This window comes from Virgibacillus ndiopensis, from assembly GCF_900187325.1.
GTDB lineage: Bacteria > Bacillota > Bacilli > Bacillales > Amphibacillaceae > Virgibacillus_E > Virgibacillus_E ndiopensis.
This window is the reverse complement of sequence record NZ_FZMZ01000006.1, coordinates 543,227-560,018: the sequence shown is the minus strand read 5'-3', so window position 1 is coordinate 560,018 and position 16,792 is coordinate 543,227. Positions and strand designations below refer to the sequence as shown.

Below are 16,792 nucleotides of genomic sequence, written 5' to 3'. Positions count from 1 at the left end.
AGTTCCACTTATTAAAACATATGCCTCGTATACCGATAGTTTGTTACATCTAGCACTTTTATACCCGGATTTTTTTATGAACATTTGATTCGTTCTTGGATTTACATTGCTAATAGTCGTTATTTTCGATTATAATAACTGGAAAGCGCTTTTACTTTTGGGGGGGAAATTATGGAGAAAAATAAATACAAATTAAATGATCATCTTAAGTTTATTATCCCATCGTTAATTGGTATTTACTTATTTATGATTCCAGTACCTACCGATAATGGCCTAACCATTCCGATTGCATTACTTGCAGATTGGATTCAGGTAAAGCTTGCGGGACATTTATCACTTATCATGATGTTGATTATTGTAATCACAGCTGCTTTATCGGTACTAGCAAAACTATTAGGGGAAAAACTGAATCGTACGCCCTTTTTCAAAAAGCTATTAAATGTTAGTCCGTTTTGGACAATTACTCGTGTTGTTGCCGCGGCTTTCGCTATTATGGTTTATTACCGTATAGGTCCCGAAGCAATACACGGACCAGATACAGGCCAACTGCTTTTAGACGATCTGTTACATGTTCTTTTTGCAGTATTTCTTTTTGCAGGACTATTTTTACCGCTATTAATGAATTACGGTTTACTCGATTTATTTGGGACATTAATGACAAAAATAATGCGACCATTGTTTAAACTTCCAGGACGATCGTCTGTCGATTCATTAGCTTCGTGGATTGGCGATGGTACAATTGGCGTTTTATTAACAAGTAAACAATATGAAGATGGGTATTATACGAAGCGAGAGGCGGCTATTATTGGTACAACATTTTCTGTTGTTTCGATTACGTTTACACTAGTCGTTATTCAACAAGTTGGACTTGGATATATGTTTGTACCATTTTATTTAACGGTCCTTGCTGCTGGATTGGTTGCAGCGTTAATTATGCCACGTATTCCGCCTCTTTCCACCAAACCGAATACGTATGTTAATGAGGCAGATGGTGACATTGAGGAAGATGTTCCTGAAGGGTACAATAGCTTAACATTCGGATATAAAAAAGCATTAGATCAGGCTAAAAAAGAATCCAGTGTGCTTAAGTTTTTTAAAGAAGGCGGACAAAACATTTTGGATATGTGGATGGGTGTTGCACCGGTAGTTATGGCTATTGGACTTATAGCTTTGATTGTTGCTACCTATACACCTGTTTTCACATGGCTTGGTGTTCCATTTATACCTTTACTGGAGTTAATGCAGGTTCCATTTGCTGAAGCAGCTTCTGAGACTGTTTTAGTAGGATTTGCCGATATGTTCTTACCATCCATTATGGCTACACCTATTGAAGCAGATATTACAAGGTTTATAATTGCTGCATTATCCGTAACCCAGCTCATCTATATGTCTGAAGTTGGTGGACTATTACTCGGATCAAAAATACCAGTATCGATGAAAGATCTTTTTATTATCTTTTTAATACGAACACTAATTACTTTACCGGTTATCGTTTTGATAGCGCATATTTTGTTTTAAATTCTGAAGCTTATCTACTAGTTGTTGCAAAATGCGACGTAGACTTCCGTTCCAGCAATACACTACGCTTTCTGTGGGATAAGAGTTTCTCCAGCCGCCAAGGATACGAGCTCCAAGAAAGAAAGCAATAAAAAATTTGAAATCACCACAGCATTTATGTCGCAGTTTGTGTCTGGAGCGACAATCTTCACCAAATGAACTTAAACAATTAATATGGCCACTGTCCTTTTTCGGGAGAGTGGCCATTTCCTTTTTATCGGAATGTTACATCCGATACCTCTTTAATTTTTTTCGTAATTAACGATGTGTCTTTAGGGATTTCTGCGTCAACCTTCTCTTCTTCGGAACCTTTTTCAACTAGTTGATCGTCATACCCCATTTGTTTAGCCATCGATTTCATAAAAGTGTAGAAGCTTTGTCTTCTTTCGGATCCAACGTGATAGACACCTGTAACATCATTATAAACCAATTCCTCAATCACCGCGGCCAAATCCTCTACATGAACAAATGAACGCGTTAAGTCATTGCGAAAATCAATTTTTCTGTCCGATCGTAAATGATACGACAAACGATCCGTTCTTTCGTCTAATTTACCAATCCTGTTTTCACCATAGATTGGACCTGCCCGTAAAATGACAAAGTTCGATAATTCATTTTCAATAAAGTGCTCTGCCTTTACTTTGGCATTGGCATAGTTACTAAATGTGTGATCCTCTGGCAATGCTGATGTCCGATCCTCTTCTCGGTACGGACCCTTGCCATCCGAAAATACAAAGTCAGATGAAATGTAAATTAATTTTGTTTCAGGGGTAAGATGTGTAATTAAATGCATCAAACCTTGATCGGTTAATTTGTGTTCATTTGGTCCACTCATTACAGCCCAAATTACTACATCAGGATTTTCCTCTTTGTAGAAATTAGAAAATGATTCAGGTTCATTTACGTCTAATTTGTAAAGACCTTCAGACATTGCTGGCTCATCTAAATACGTTCCGACTACGTCATCTGATGAAGCAGATCTGAGTCTGACATATACAGAGGAACCTACATAACCGCTAGCTCCAAATATACATACTTTCATGATTACACCTTCCCTAATTACTAGATTTAAGAGATGGTTAAAAAGTCACCAAATCATAAGCATTGAATCTCATTGGTAGCTTACTTCAAATTTGGCGCCTCTTTGGCCACGTATTTAAGTGTTGAGGTTTTCATTGTGCTGTTTCTTGTTGTTCTCTTTTTGCCTAAATACACTTCTTAGTATAGATGCTTTCCCTTCAATGAATGGTTGCCAAACCCCAAGAATTGGTTTGCTTGATAAGACAAGTACAATAATTGCTGCAATAACGGCTAACCCTAAGAAGTCAAGGACATTATTTATTTCAAATAAATTTGTTTCCCGGAAAAATTGAACAAAAAATCCGTGTAGTAAATACACATACATTGTTCTAGTACCTAACATTGTCAGTTTATTATTTTTCGTTGGGATCCAAGCTAAAATACTTGCAGCCATTAGTGCTGAGGTTAAATAGACGAGTGAACGTGCTATCCCCCCAAATTCCAACATTCCTAAATCACCATATGATTTTGACGCCAATAACCAACCAGTATTAAATTCTGGTGCCACATGAATTGCTGTTGCAACAGCTAACATAACAATTAGGGACACAACTTTTACACTTTTTCTTGTAAGGAACAAAACGTGATCCTTCTTAAGCCAATAACCGATTAGGAAGAATGGAAAAAAGACAAATGTGCGTGAAAGGCTAAATGAATGCCCTACTTCGTTAAAGTAACCAACAATTAAACCGAATAAAACTGCAATGGTCACACTCATAACTGCTGGAACTTTTTTAAACCAATATAATAACAAGTGCCAACAAAATAGGCTAAACAAGAACCATAATGACCAATGTGGATAAAAGATACCCGTTTGCCAATCGTCATTTCCAATAAAGAAATAAAATCCTGTATACAAAAGTTGAAACATTAAATATGGGAACAATAATTTCTTTGCTAATTTAGTAATATACTTTTTATCACCAAAGCCTTTGGCGAAAAATCCCGCCAAAAATATGAACGTTGGCATATGGAACGTGTAAATCCACGTATACAACGTATTAATACCATGCGAACCATCTGTAAATGGCTGAATCATATGACCAAACACGACCAAAAATATTAATGCTAGCTTCGCGTTATCAAAATATGCATTTCTCTCCATACAACTCATTCCTTTTTTTTGCTTATAATCATTCTGTCACTATCAAGTTTACCCTCTTTTAAACTGTAATAGTTGGGAGAAACAATGATTTAAGGAGCTTGTAAGCTTTTTGTAAATGGAATGCAAGAAAGATAACTTAGTGTAATCTTTGAAATAGAACTATAGGAGTTATCAAAAAAATGAAGACTCCACATAATGTGTTGTCTTCATACAATATACCGTTATTTCGCAATCTTTTTCTTTTGAGTTCCCGTTGTCTTTGTTTTTCTTTTTGGTTGTTTTGGTTTTGGTTTGTCTTTTTGTGCCCTGTCAAGTGATGCTTGCAATGCGTCCATTAAGTTCGTAACATTGTCTGGCTTAGGTTTTTCCTCACCCGTAACAACTTGTTCGTTATTTCTCTTCTCTTCAATTAGTTCTAGTAATGCTGTACGGTAATCATCCTTGTATTTTTCTGGTTCAAATTCCGTTGTTAACTGATCAATGAGCATTTTTGCAGTGTCAAGCTCCTTCTTTGGTGTTTCGACCTCCTGAGGTACATTGGGAACATCCTGAACTTGACGTACTTCATCTGGATAATGAATCGTCTCGACTACCAAGGTATTTTGATAAACCCGAATAACGGCGAGTTGTTCTTTCGATCTAATAATCATTTTTGCAATCCCAATTTTCCCAGTATCTTCAAGTGCTGCACGTAATAAACCATATGCCTTTCCGCCACCTTCATTCGGTGACAAATAATAGCTTCGTTCAAAATAGATAGGGTCGATTTCTTCTAATTTAACAAAATCAACTATTTCAACGGACTTGTCTTCTTGTTCCTTTTTCAGTGCCTCTAGTTCTTCATTATCAAGTACAACAAATTTATTTTTAGCATATTCATAAGCTTTTACTATTTCATCATTCTCAACTTCACGGTCACATACAGGACAAACACGCTGATATTTTATCGGGGATTGGCATTCTTTATGAAGCTGCCTGAGTTTCACATCCTTATTTTCAGTGGCAGCATGCATTTTTACTGGGATGTTTACTAATCCAAAGCTGATTGTCCCTTTCCACATCGTATGCAAGAAGAATTCCTCCCTTTTTTTCATAGTGTTCCTGCAATAATTATTTTTATCCTAAAAAGCTGAATGCCTTGATTATTTTTTATATAAATAGCCACCTTAATGGATAGAAGGGAGTTAAGGAAATTGAAAATAATGAAACCAATTGCAAGTACACAAATACCTACTGAGAATGAATGGGTGTACGAGGTTAAATACGATGGCTTTCGTTGTATTTTGCGTTGGGAAGAAGGCAATGTTCGTTTAACTAGTAGAAATAATAAAGACTTAACACCCAATTTCCCCGAAATAGTTGCTTTTTGCCACGAACACCAGTCGATAGTTAGTGCATTATTGCCACTTGAGCTTGATGGCGAATTAGTTGTTTTAAACAGCCCTTATCAAGCTAATTTTTCTTGGATCCAAAAGCGTGGCAGATTGAAAGATAAAACGTCAATAAAGGAAGAAGCTCAGATTAGACCCGCAACAATTATGGTGTTTGACATGCTATTACAGGCAGGTAAATCATTAATTAATATACGCTTCGATAAGCGTAAAGAAGCACTTAACGACCTTTTTCAGACGTTAAATATTGGATTTGATATATCAATATTAAAACGATTATGCTATGTTCCTCATTATGAAAATCCGAACGACTTATGGGAAACAATTTTTACCTATAAAGGAGAAGGTTTAATAGCGAAGCGAAAAAGTAGTATTTATGGAGCAGGCAAAAAACATAATGACTGGTTCAAAATAAAAAATTGGCGTTCCATATATGGGCTACTTACTTTTTATGATGCGCAAAATGATTATTTTACGGTAAATGTTTATGATGACAATGATTTAACAGAAATCGGTAAGTGCAAGCATGGACTGGATTCGGAAGCATTTGATACGTTAAAGCAAATATTTTATGCAAACGGAAAAAAAAATGATGATGGATATACTCTTCCACCTGCAATTTGTGCAAAAATCCATACACTTGATTTACACAAACATGAACTTCGCGAACCTGAATTTGCTGGATTACAACCAAATCTGGCAGCTTCAGAATGCACAAAAAGTAAATTACGACTCGACATGGCAATGCTTCCTAAAGATATGGAATTAACAAATACAAATAAAGTTTTTTGGCCGAAAAATGGATTTACAAAAAGCGATTTACTTGTCCATTTACGGGAAATAGCACCATACATGCTGCCATTTTTAAAGGACCACGCGCTTACAATAATTCGCAGCCCAGATGGTGTTAAAGGCGAATCTTTTTTTCAAAAGCACCTTCCCGACTATGCACCTGATTATATAGATAGCATACAAGCTGGAAAAGAAAGACTGATTGTATGTAACAAATTGGAGACATTATTGTGGTTTGGCAATCATGGTGCTGTGGAATACCACGTCCCATTTCAGAAGGTAGAAAGTGAAAACCCATCTGAAATTGTTTTTGATTTAGACCCTCCAGACAGAGACAGATTTTCGTTATCCATACATGCTGCCCGTCTATTAAAGCAGATACTTGATGAACTTGGAATTGTATCATTCGTTAAAACATCTGGAAATAAGGGGCTGCAAGTGTATATTCCGATTCCCGATAATAGCATGTCCTATGACGAAACGGCAATTTTCACGCAGGCGATTGCATGGACAATTGAAAAGGAATTCCCCAAGCATTTCACGACAGAACGACTAAAGAAAAATCGTCGTGAACGTCTCTATATTGATTATGTACAACACGGACGGGACAAAACGTTAATTGCCCCGTATTCACCGCGGAAAACGGCAGAAGCAACTGTAGCAACTCCACTATATTGGGAGGAAGTGAAGGAAGGATTAGCCCCCGAACAATTTACAATTAACAATGTTGCGGAACGGGTAAAGCTGCTTGGCTGTCCATTTACAGGGTATTTTGAGGAGGGCAAGAAGCAGGATCTTGAAAAGGTATTGACACTTGTGAAGAAATAAGATGTTGAGTTGCGCGATTGTGTGGTGCTGTTGCGCTGTTGCAGCGTGCTATTGCGCGGTCACATGGTGAGGTTGCGCGATTATGGTGGGTGTTGCGCGATTATAAGGTGCTATTGCGCGGTTGAGCGCTCTGTTGCGCGATTATAAGGTGCTATTGCACGGTTGCAGCGCTCTGTTGCGCGGTCACGTGGTGAGGTTGCGCGATCACAGCGTGCTATTGCGCGATTATAAGGTGCTATTGCGCGGTTGCAGCGCTCTGTTGCGAGGTCACGTGGCGGTATTGCGCGATACTCATATTCTCATAGTTTCAATGAAAAATCACATAAAAATGGCCGCTCCCGTTAATAGGAGCGACCTTCTCATTATAATGACATTTCTTTTTCAATTGCTGCTTTATCATTATACGTTTTTAAATTTAATTTACCTAAGATTCGTGATGTTAATGTTCCTGATAGCATTGCATCGTTAACATTAAGTGCTGTACGTCCCATGTCAATAAGTGCTTCGATTGAGATAAGGAGCCCTGCTAATGCTACAGGTAAGCCCATAGATGAAAGCACAATTAATGCTGCAAATGTTGCTCCACCACCGACACCTGCTACACCAAATGAACTAATACCAATAATTAACACTAATTTAACAAGAAATTCTGGAGAAAACGGATCTATTCCAACAGATGGAGCGATCATTACAGCTAACATTGCCGGATATAGGCCAGCACAACCATTTTGCCCGATTGTTGCCCCAAATGATGCAGACATATTGGCAATACCTGCGTCTACACCTAGTGAATTTCTTTGTGCTTGAATATTTAGTGGAATAGTACCAGCACTTGAGCGTGATGTGAAAGCAAAGCTTAGAACCGGTAATACTTTTTTCAAATAGGTCATTGGATTTAATCCAAATACCCCAACCAAAACCAAATGAATAATAAACATAACAATTAACGCCACATAAGATGCCACAACAAATTTACCGAGTTCAATAATACCCGCTACGTCAGTGTTTGCTACGGTGTTTGCCATTAGTGCCAGAATACCAAATGGTGTTAAACGTAGCACTAATGTAACAATTCGCATTACTACTGCATATAACGAGTTCACTATTTTCGTAAACATTTCCGCTTGTTCAGGATTCTTCCTGCGTAAACCTAGAACCGCGATACCAACAATGATTGAAAAGATTACTACTGCGATAACAGAGGTAGATCTTTGCTGTGTCATATCTAAAAAGATATTTGAAGGAATGAAACTTAGTATTTTTTCAGGTGTTGACATATCCTCAACTTCACCTAATGTAGATTCTAACATTTCACCACGGTCGTTCTCTGCTTGACCTGCTTCAATTTGGTCAGCATTTAAGTCAAATAATGCAGCACTTCCAATCCCTACAATTGCTGCTATCATTGCAGTTCCTACTAAAATACCAATAATCCATGCTGACATCTTTCCTAAATCAGAACCCTTTTCAAGATTTATAATGGATTGAATAATCGACACCATAACAAGTGGTACAACGATCATCATAAGTAAACTGACATATCCACGACCCACAATATTATACCAATCAGTTGTCTGTGTTAAAATTTCTGATCCCGTGCCATAGATTGCTTGTAAAATAGCACCGAGTACAATACCTAAACCTAAACCAGTGAACACGCGTTTACTAAATGATAAGTGTTTCTTTTGCATCCAGATAAGAAGACCAATGATTGCTACTAAAACTGCGATGTTCACTAAAATAGATACTATTTCCATTATACTTACCCCCTTTTTAATTGTCTTAGTGTTAATTATGCTTATTTCTTATCAAAGGTGATAATAATCACACAAAAAAATAAGCAATTCACCATACTTATAGCAGAAAATAAAACTTTATAATTCCGATATATTTAGTATGCTTTAATACTATACGAGGGTAGTGCATAATATGTCAAGAAATTAATTTGTAAAAAAGGTTCCTTCATTATGACAACGTTTTCTCTTTAAAAAAGGCAATGCACATAAAAATGTGCTTGCCTTTTTTAATGGATCGTCGCTTCTAATTCGATTTCAACATTTCCTTGAATAGCTCGGGAAATCATACAGCTTGTCTCAGCTTTTTTCACTAGCTTTTCTAAGCTACTATATTCCTCATTTGTTGCTTCACTTTTCAACACAACTGTTGGTTTGTGAATAATTTTTTTATAAGTAAATACCCCGTTTGTCACATCAACAATTCCTTCTGATTCATGAGACATTTCCTGTAGCGGTAGACCAGCCCGTTCAATCATCGCAGCTAATGTTATGATATAACAAGTAGCAGCCGCTCCGAGTAACATTTCATCCGGATTCGTTCCAACACCTGGTCCGTCCATTTCAGGTGGAATAGATATCTTTGTTTGTAAGTTTCCTGCTTCGATATATCCTTCACTATTTCGCCCACCTGGCCAATCCGCTTTCAAATAAAAATGATGCTCAGCCATAGGATCACCTCATTTTATATAATAAATCTATTCTTGTCCCTACTATAACACCGATATTTACAAGTAACCATCTAAGTGCTTTCCTTCTTTTCGTGATGGCTGTTTACTAATAGATTGTTGTTTTTTACACATAAAACATAAACTACGACGTAACTGGTGTGAGGTTACACATTTTTGAACGTTCTTTTGTCCCGCAGCCCGTATACACTCCGCGATCCTTAGGTCGGCTGATGAGCCTCCTCGTGCTACGCACTCCGGGGTCTCACCGATGCCTTATCTCCCCCAGGAGTCTCCGTGTATACGGGCTGCTAGTAAGATATTATAATCCTTCAATTCCTCATTAAATCAAACGAGGATATAAAGCACAAACCAGTGGAGGAAATACACGGAGACTCCTGCGGGAAAGCGAAGACGCTGAGACCCCGCAGGAAGTGGTTTTCTTCCGAGGAGGATCAGCGCGAGCCCGCGGAAAGCGATGTGTATTTCCGGAACGGCAGTCTAACTATAATTTCAATCTATGTCGCATTTTACGGATACTACGTAATAAAAGCAACAACATTTACGAAATGAACCTTCAAGGTTGAGCTTTTAAAGGATTAGATAACAATAAGGTTAAAAACATAACCACCTATAACACCTGCTATAACAATGAGCCATGCTGGTACTTTCCAAATGTTAAGCAGTGCGAATAATATAACACCTAAAGCAAAGTCAGTTGCATCAAAGATAGAACTTTTTATAACAGGATCATAAAACGCTGCTAATAATATACCGACAACGCTCGCATTAACTCCCATAAGAATTCCTTGGAAAGAAGCTCGATTACGCAATTGGTTCAAAAATGGTAAAGCTGCAATAACCAGTAAAAATGATGGTAAAAATATACCAATCGTAGCTACGACAGCCCCACCTATTCCTTCCATCATTGTCCCAAGGTAACTGGAGAACGTAAATAATGGACCAGGTACAGCTTGAGCCATTCCATATCCAGCCAAGAATTCATCCGGTGACAACCACCCCTGTGGAACAACCTCACGTTCAATCATAGGTAATACAACGTGTCCTCCACCAAAAACTAAAGAACCAACCCTAAAAAAGATATCAAATATACTAACAAAAAGGTTATTCGTAAGCTTAGTCAAGATAGGTAAGGCAATAAGAGCGACAACTAGTATACTCAATGAAATCATTCCAGTTTTCTTGGAAATGTTCACATTTAGAGGATTTACATTAGACTCGGCCTTATCTTTAAAAAGTTTTAACCCTAACAATCCTGCTCCTAAAATAACCAAAATCTGCATCCATGCCGATGGATAAAGTAACATAATAGACGCAGCCACAACAGCTATAGTAAGACGTGCCTTATCAGGAGTTAGTTTCTTCCCCAATCCTATCAAGGCATGTAGTACAACAGCTGCAGCTACAACCTTTAAGCTATGAATGAATCCTGCATCTTCTAAGGAAAAGGTCTGATAAAGCATTGCGAATACAATTAGAACAACAATTGATGGAACAGTAAATCCAATCCATGACAGTATTCCACCTAAAATCCCTCCACGCATCATACCTATTGAGATTCCTACTTGGCTACTCGCAGGCCCAGGAAGAAATTGACAGAGCGCAATAATATCTGCATAGGTTTTATCATCCAGCCACCTTCTACGATCAATATACTCATCTTTAAAGTAAGCTAAATGAGCAACAGGGCCACCAAAGGACGTGAAACCTAACTTCGTGGAGGCAAACAGAATTTCTAAAAGAATTCGAAAACTACTTTTATTATCTTGCTGTTTTTCCATATTACTCTCCCTTTCTTTACTTAATTTCTTTAAAGAGTTCATATGCTTTTGCTCGTGCTTCGTTAAGTATAGTCTCCCCCTTGCTTGTAATGCGATAATATTTTCTAATCTTTCCATCCACATTTACATCTTCTTTATCCAATAATCTATCTTTTTCCATAGTGTGTAGAATAGGGTATAGGGTCCCCGCACTTATTTCATAGCCGTGTTCACGCAATTCCTCTAGCATCCAGGAACCGTAAACAGCCTCTTCTTTAGCGTGGTGTAATATATGAATTTGAATGAAACCCAAAAATAATTTTCTTAATACTTTATTATCCACGTAATCTCCTCCTAATAACGAAAACCGATATCGGATATCAATATTGATTATATTTTATACATAACATAAACTCAAGAGAAATATTTTATTTGCTTTGAAACAAACAAGTTAGCTATTCCGTATTATTTATTAAATAGCACGAAAAAAGGGCTGGTTACATGACAATAGAAAATCCACAATATAAAGTGGCTGCATATATCAGAGTTTATGAGGAATTAAAACAAAACTTAAAGTGGAAGGTCTCGGATAAAAGTATATTAATGATGATTGCAAGTCAATATGTTATCAACAACAAGGAGCTTCAAATCGAACGACTTCTTGATCTTGCCGATAAAATAAAAAATAGAGCGGGCATGTTCTCCAGTATGCGTTCCTATCCACGGTTTACTACTGCCGCAATGTTTGATGTGAATTTTGAAAACCCGGATGACCAGATTAAAGCGTTATTCGATTTATATGATCAATTGAAAAAAGCGGGGTTTAAAAGCGGAACCTTTACTTACCTTGCCGCGACCGTTATCATAACGAATAAATCACAAGAAGCGAATAATGCTGAAATTATTAGCAGGGCTAAAGAAATTTATGATTGGATGAAGAAAGAACACATGTTTTTAACGTCCAATGATGATTATCCATTAGCAATATTGCTTGCTTATGAAGATGGTACAATTGAGGAATTAATCGAACGAATGGAACGATTTTATAATAGGCTGCATCAACATGACTTTGCTAAGGGAAATGAACTTCAGTTTTTAAGTCATATTTTATCACTAGGTCATTCACAAGAAGAAAGTTCTCTAGTAAACCAATCTGTCCATGTGTATGATGCATTTACGAAAGCTTCCATAAAGCCTAAAAAATTGTACTATCCAGTTATCGGCATGCTAGCTCTTCTTCCATATGAGGAATTTAACATGAAGATCATATCGCAGCTTTATGATGAGCTTAATAACGAGATAAAGTGGCAAAAAGATATGAACTTGATAATGGCAGTAAACTTCTTTACAAGTGAAAAGTTAAACCATTCTAGTTTGGCTGAGACAAGTATGTATACCACGATGGAAACAATTATGCAGGCACAACAAGCAGCGATGATGGCTGCTGTTGCCGCGTCTACCGCAGCTGCTGCTTCATCTAATGGTAGTAATTAATTTCAAAAACCATCTCTACTAGAGTAGGTAGGGATGGTTTTTTATTTAGGCTATTTCTCATAGTTTGTCGCTATCATATAAAATGTGACGTAAATTTATGCTTAGGCTGCCGTTCCGGAAATATAAGCTATCCGTTGACCCACTTTTCCATAGCATCTTCATGTATTTCCTCTACTGGTTTTACGTATACGAGCAATTAGCTGGAATATCTATTAGAATACAGCCAAAGGAGATTATATTAATTAATACTATTCTTCGTAATTTTTATAAGTTAAATAATTATAGTTGGAAGTTGGCACTTTCTTTATCACATTCCCCTCCTCATCCACATAGATTTCATATTCCCTGAAAGTTTTGATGATAGACCCGTCCACTTCTTCACTTTCCTCTAAAATATATACAAGAGATGAATAAGTTGGTACATTATTTTCTTGTGTTTGAGCGTTTACTTCCTCAGTGTCTTCATCCGTATTATAGAAAGTATTGGACTGGTCACTTCCCTTGATATTATTTGGTGCGTCAAAAAATGCAACTAAAACAAGGGTTAAAATTAGGCCAAGCAAAGGGAGAAATGTTTTCATTATTCTACTCCTTTCATTTCATCCTATATAGTCATATTTATGTATTACAAACAAAAGTAGTAGTTCCTTTTTAAAGTTTGTCTAAAAAGATCTGTTAGATTATCCAGAACGAATACGAAGGCTGCCCAAAATTTCGGATTGCCTTCGTATTCGTTTCACTGATGGTCCAATATCTCCTTCAGTACCTGTGCCTGATTATGTTCTTTATTTTTTGCTGCATATAACAATATGATAGATTTATTATGCTCCTTCGTGATTTTCTTTAATTTTTCAAGTTCTTCCTGTTGGTCGCCACTTTTAAGCTCTTCCTTATACTTTTTCTTAAACTCCTCATATTTACCTGGATCATGACCGAACCATTTCCTAAGATCTGATGTCGGTCCAACTTCTTTCATCCAATAATCAAGTTTAGCATTTTCTTTAGAAATACCCCTTGGCCAAATACGATCAACTAAAACACGTACACCATCATCCTCATCATAACTATCATAAATTCGCTTTAGTTGTATTGGCAATTCATTCACCCCTCTCTATCCCTATTTACCATTACCCAACTATAAAATAAAATAAAAGCAACCAATACTAAAATCTCCATTAGTACTGACTGCTTATTAATTCTTTCCATTAAGAGAGCTATCCTAGTTTTACAACTTGATTCATAACTTCACTCATTTTTTCTTTTAAATCAGCTAAACGAGCAGTACTTTCATCCTTCGTTTGCCCACATACACCATAATAGCATTTAATTTTCGGCTCTGTACCAGATGGACGAAGGCAAACCCAGCTATCTTTTTCAAGTTTTAACTTAACCACATTTTCCTTAGGCAAATCAATCGCTTCGATTTTCCGATCATTCGTTAAAAAAGTACGTTGTCCTGATAAATAATCTTCTATCGCTTCAACCTTTATGCCTGCTATATAAGACAGTGGATTTTTACGAGAATCTTCCATGATTTCAGCTATCTTTTCTGATCCTTCTTTTCCTTTTAAAGTTAACGAGGACATCCCCTCTAAATAATACCCGTGTTTTTCATATAAGTCCTCTAGCGCATCAAGTAGTGTTTTCCCTTGTTTTTTCCAGTAGTATGCCATTTCACAAGCCATCATAGCAGCCTGCACAGCATCTTTATCACGTGCAAAGCTGCTAATTAAATAACCATAGCTCTCCTCAAAACCAAAAACAAATGTTTCTCCTGAGGCATCAAACTGGTGGATCTTTTCACCGATATATTTAAAGCCTGTTAGTGTATCGATTGTTTCTACACCATAATGACCAGCAATTGCTCGACCAAGCTCAGTAGTTACAATTGTTTTCAGCATTCGTGGATTGGTTAACAATGCTTTATCACTATGTGAAAGAATATAATCAAGCAATAATGACCCTAGCTGGTTTCCTGTCAAAACAGTATATTCTCCTGATTTATCCTGGACTGCTACTCCTAAACGATCGGCATCAGGATCTGTACCGATTAAAATATCAGCATCTTTTTCTTTACCTTGCTTAATTGCCATCGTAAACGCCTGGTGCTCTTCAGGATTTGGTGATTTAACTGTTGAAAACTCTGGATCTGGTACCGCTTGTTCTTTTACAACTCCAACATTTGGAAAATTCAACTGTTCTAATCCCTTAAGCACTAAATCATATGAGGTACCGTGAAGTGGAGTGAAAACAATTTGTAAGTCTTTCTCTGCGTTTAGTTCCTCCACATCCAGCCTTGATATTTGCTTTAATTGCTCAAGATAGGCATTGTCAATTTCACTTCCTACCCAATTAAGGAGTTCTTTTTCCTCTAATGCAGCTTTTTCCATATATGGAACCGTTAGTTCATTTTTAGTTTGTTGAATTGAAGCAATAATTTCATTTGCTTCGCCTGGTGTAATTTGACCACCGTCTTCGTTATATACTTTAAATCCATTGTATTCCGGTGGATTATGGCTTGCAGTAATCATTATTCCTGCAACTGTACCTAAGTAACGTACTGCAAATGACAATAGTGGCGTTGGATGCAATGAATCAAATACATGTGTTTTAATTCCGTATGCACCAAGTACTTTCGCTGTTTCCAATGCAAATTCCTGTGACATGTATCTTGAGTCATAGGATACCACTACTCCACGATCATAAATATTTACACAATTAGCTTTTAAATAATTTGCAAGACCGTTTACTGCTTTTCTTATTGTGTAGATATTCATCCGATTGGTTCCTGGTCCTAAAACACCGCGCATACCACCAGTTCCAAAAGTTAATTCTTTATAAAAGGCATCCTCTAATGTTTCTTGATTACCCTTAATATTTTCTAAGTCCTTCTTTAATAAAGGATTAAGATTCTCATATGATGTCCATTTTTTATACGCTTTCTCCCACGTAACCATAAAACATATCCCCTTCTTACGTAACCAATATGTTCAAATTCTAGCATACTTTTATCGTTTATTCTATCTGTTATGAATACTCCCGCCACTTACACATTCCTTGAAGAGGGGGTACGCTCGACTATTAGGATAGGAAAAATGGTTTATTCTATCATGTTTCAGGAAAAACTATTAAAGTTTGCTTCCTAAATATACTTTTTATGGTTAAAATGAACATAATAGATAATTGAAAAGAAAGTGGTGATTATTGTGTACGGTAAACGCTGGTTTCAAACGTTAGTTCTATTTATTCTAGTATTTCTATTAATCTTGTTATTATCTGTAACTGATTTTGTTTTTGATCCTGTATTCAAATATTTGGCGGCCGTTGCTGTACCAGTTATTGGGGCAGGTGTACTCTATTATCTGACAAGACCAATCATGAAATATCTGGAGAAGTATAAGGTTCACCGTGTACTGGCAATTTTCATCGTGTTTTTACTATTGATTTTGATCGGTTATTTAATTATAAATTACATTGCGCCTATTGCTCAGAAACAATTTTCAAACCTAATTGACAATATACCTAAATGGGTTAAGAGTGCACAGGATTTAATTACATATTGGCAATCAAATCAAGATATGATACCAGCTAATATCGAGAAGACGATAAATGAAGTGACATCTAATTTACAGTCCTATGTTGAAGGTGCCATGACATTTATTTTCGGATTCGTAAGTCAGTTAATCGGATTTGTTTTTGCCTTAGTTCTGGTTCCATTCTTCTTATTTTTCATGCTCAAGGATGGGGATAAGTTTGTTCCGTTTATTACGCAAATTTTTAATCAGAAAAAGGCAGCTAATATCCGAAGCTTGTTGCATAAAATTGATGAAGCACTAACATCGTATATCCAAGGCCAGCTTTTGGTCAGCGTTTGTATCGGGGTATTATTATTCATCGGCTATTTAATTATTGATTTAGATTACGCATTAACGTTAGCATTGTTTGGTATGCTTATGTGTGTCATTCCATTTATTGGTCCATTTATCTCGGTTATCCCAGCAATGATTGTCGGCGTGTTCCAAGATCCAATGACAGCCGTGTGGGTAGCAGTAGTAATGATCGTGGCACAGCAAATTGAAGGTAATCTTATTTCTCCAAATATAATGGGACGTGCACTATCGTTGCATCCATTAACGATTATAACGTTGATTTTAGCTGCCGGTAGTATTGCAGGATTCCTTGGGATCATATTCGCGGTACCATTCTATGCGGTTGTAAAAACAATTATTGTCCATTTTTATACGACATATCAAGACTCAAAGAAATCAAAAGAGGATGCGTTGATTTAAAGAAAGCGAACAAT

At 36.8% G+C, this 16,792-nt stretch carries 14 protein-coding genes; 4 read left to right on the top strand and 10 right to left on the bottom strand.

Annotated features, from left to right (window positions below; translation table 11 throughout):
* Nucleotides 1-171 precede the first annotated feature (171 nt).
* Nucleotides 172-1,518 carry a YjiH family protein gene (locus CS937_RS15315; RefSeq protein WP_099159343.1) on the top strand — a complete coding sequence of 449 codons (1,347 nt, stop codon included), beginning with the start codon at nt 172-174 and terminating at the stop codon, nt 1,516-1,518.
* Between the two features lie 253 nt (nt 1,519-1,771).
* On the opposite strand, the gene CS937_RS15310 is transcribed toward CS937_RS15315, so the two are convergent.
* The 3 genes from CS937_RS15310 to ku form a co-directional block, all read right to left on the bottom strand.
* A complete protein-coding gene (locus CS937_RS15310; protein WP_099159342.1) occupies nt 1,772-2,599 on the bottom strand; it encodes a sugar nucleotide-binding protein in 828 nt (275 codons plus the stop codon).
* A gap of 114 nt (nt 2,600-2,713) precedes the next feature.
* On the bottom strand, nt 2,714-3,742 hold the full coding sequence (locus CS937_RS15305) for an acyltransferase family protein (RefSeq protein ID WP_099159341.1): 1,029 nt from the start codon (nt 3,740-3,742) through the stop codon (nt 2,714-2,716).
* A 221-nt stretch (nt 3,743-3,963) separates the two neighbouring features.
* Nucleotides 3,964-4,812, bottom strand: coding sequence for a non-homologous end joining protein Ku (gene ku / locus CS937_RS15300; protein WP_099159340.1), 849 nt, complete (start codon nt 4,810-4,812; stop codon nt 3,964-3,966).
* Between the two features lie 132 nt (nt 4,813-4,944).
* On the opposite strand from ku, the gene CS937_RS15295 reads away from it, so the two are divergent.
* Nucleotides 4,945-6,753: a DNA ligase D gene (locus CS937_RS15295; protein WP_245835821.1), complete on the top strand. Its 1,809-nt coding sequence runs from the start codon at nt 4,945-4,947 to the stop codon at nt 6,751-6,753.
* Nucleotides 6,754-7,115: 362 nt separating this feature from the next.
* Here CS937_RS15295 and CS937_RS15290 read toward each other — a convergent pair whose 3' ends face one another.
* The 4 genes from CS937_RS15290 to CS937_RS15275 all read right to left on the bottom strand — a co-directional run bounded on the left by CS937_RS15290 (nt 7,116) and on the right by CS937_RS15275 (nt 11,338).
* Nucleotides 7,116-8,510 (bottom strand): L-cystine transporter, encoded by a 1,395-nt coding sequence (locus CS937_RS15290; protein WP_099159338.1) that lies wholly within the window; start codon nt 8,508-8,510, stop codon nt 7,116-7,118.
* A 266-nt stretch (nt 8,511-8,776) separates the two neighbouring features.
* Nucleotides 8,777-9,217, bottom strand: coding sequence for an OsmC family protein (locus CS937_RS15285; protein ID WP_099159337.1), 441 nt, complete (start codon nt 9,215-9,217; stop codon nt 8,777-8,779).
* Nucleotides 9,218-9,813: 596 nt separating this feature from the next.
* On the bottom strand, nt 9,814-11,016 hold the full coding sequence (gene chrA, locus CS937_RS15280) for a chromate efflux transporter (RefSeq protein WP_099160084.1): 1,203 nt from the start codon (nt 11,014-11,016) through the stop codon (nt 9,814-9,816).
* A gap of 16 nt (nt 11,017-11,032) precedes the next feature.
* Nucleotides 11,033-11,338, bottom strand: coding sequence for a PadR family transcriptional regulator (locus CS937_RS15275; RefSeq protein WP_099159336.1), 306 nt, complete (start codon nt 11,336-11,338; stop codon nt 11,033-11,035).
* 158 nt (nt 11,339-11,496) lie between these two features.
* Here CS937_RS15275 and CS937_RS15270 point away from each other — a divergent pair, with 158 nt between their 5' ends.
* The gene (locus tag CS937_RS15270; RefSeq protein ID WP_099159335.1) at nt 11,497-12,489 is read left to right on the top strand and encodes a DUF4003 family protein; all 993 of its coding nucleotides are present in this window, start codon (nt 11,497-11,499) and stop codon (nt 12,487-12,489) included.
* Nucleotides 12,490-12,737: 248 nt separating this feature from the next.
* On the opposite strand, the gene CS937_RS15265 is transcribed toward CS937_RS15270, so the two are convergent.
* From CS937_RS15265 to CS937_RS15255, 3 genes are all read right to left on the bottom strand, one after another.
* Nucleotides 12,738-13,070 (bottom strand): hypothetical protein, encoded by a 333-nt coding sequence (locus CS937_RS15265; RefSeq protein WP_099159334.1) that lies wholly within the window; start codon nt 13,068-13,070, stop codon nt 12,738-12,740.
* A gap of 155 nt (nt 13,071-13,225) precedes the next feature.
* Nucleotides 13,226-13,585 carry a DUF488 domain-containing protein gene (locus CS937_RS15260; RefSeq protein WP_099159333.1) on the bottom strand — a complete coding sequence of 120 codons (360 nt, stop codon included), beginning with the start codon at nt 13,583-13,585 and terminating at the stop codon, nt 13,226-13,228.
* Between the two features lie 118 nt (nt 13,586-13,703).
* On the bottom strand, nt 13,704-15,446 hold the full coding sequence (locus CS937_RS15255) for a phospho-sugar mutase (protein ID WP_099159332.1): 1,743 nt from the start codon (nt 15,444-15,446) through the stop codon (nt 13,704-13,706).
* 249 nt (nt 15,447-15,695) lie between these two features.
* Here CS937_RS15255 and CS937_RS15250 point away from each other — a divergent pair, with 249 nt between their 5' ends.
* Complete coding sequence (locus tag CS937_RS15250) at nt 15,696-16,778, top strand: AI-2E family transporter (RefSeq protein ID WP_099159331.1); 1,083 nt, start codon at nt 15,696-15,698, stop codon at nt 16,776-16,778.
* Nucleotides 16,779-16,792 lie beyond the last annotated feature (14 nt).

What these genes read in the sequence shown, in the direction of transcription:
- CS937_RS15315 (WP_099159343.1), top strand. Translation starts at nt 172, where the DNA reads ATGGAGAAAAATAAATACAAATTAAATGATCATCTTAAGTTTATTATC.
- CS937_RS15310 (WP_099159342.1), bottom strand. Translation starts at nt 2,599, where the DNA reads ATGAAAGTATGTATATTTGGAGCTAGCGGTTATGTAGGTTCCTCTGTA.
- CS937_RS15305 (WP_099159341.1), bottom strand. Translation starts at nt 3,742, where the DNA reads ATGGAGAGAAATGCATATTTTGATAACGCGAAGCTAGCATTAATATTT.
- CS937_RS15295 (WP_245835821.1), top strand. Translation starts at nt 4,945, where the DNA reads ATGAAACCAATTGCAAGTACACAAATACCTACTGAGAATGAATGGGTG.
- CS937_RS15290 (WP_099159338.1), bottom strand. Translation starts at nt 8,510, where the DNA reads ATGGAAATAGTATCTATTTTAGTGAACATCGCAGTTTTAGTAGCAATC.
- CS937_RS15285 (WP_099159337.1), bottom strand. Translation starts at nt 9,217, where the DNA reads ATGGCTGAGCATCATTTTTATTTGAAAGCGGATTGGCCAGGTGGGCGA.
- chrA (WP_099160084.1), bottom strand. Translation starts at nt 11,016, where the DNA reads ATGGAAAAACAGCAAGATAATAAAAGTAGTTTTCGAATTCTTTTAGAA.
- CS937_RS15270 (WP_099159335.1), top strand. Translation starts at nt 11,497, where the DNA reads ATGACAATAGAAAATCCACAATATAAAGTGGCTGCATATATCAGAGTT.
- CS937_RS15265 (WP_099159334.1), bottom strand. Translation starts at nt 13,070, where the DNA reads ATGAAAACATTTCTCCCTTTGCTTGGCCTAATTTTAACCCTTGTTTTA.
- CS937_RS15255 (WP_099159332.1), bottom strand. Translation starts at nt 15,446, where the DNA reads ATGGTTACGTGGGAGAAAGCGTATAAAAAATGGACATCATATGAGAAT.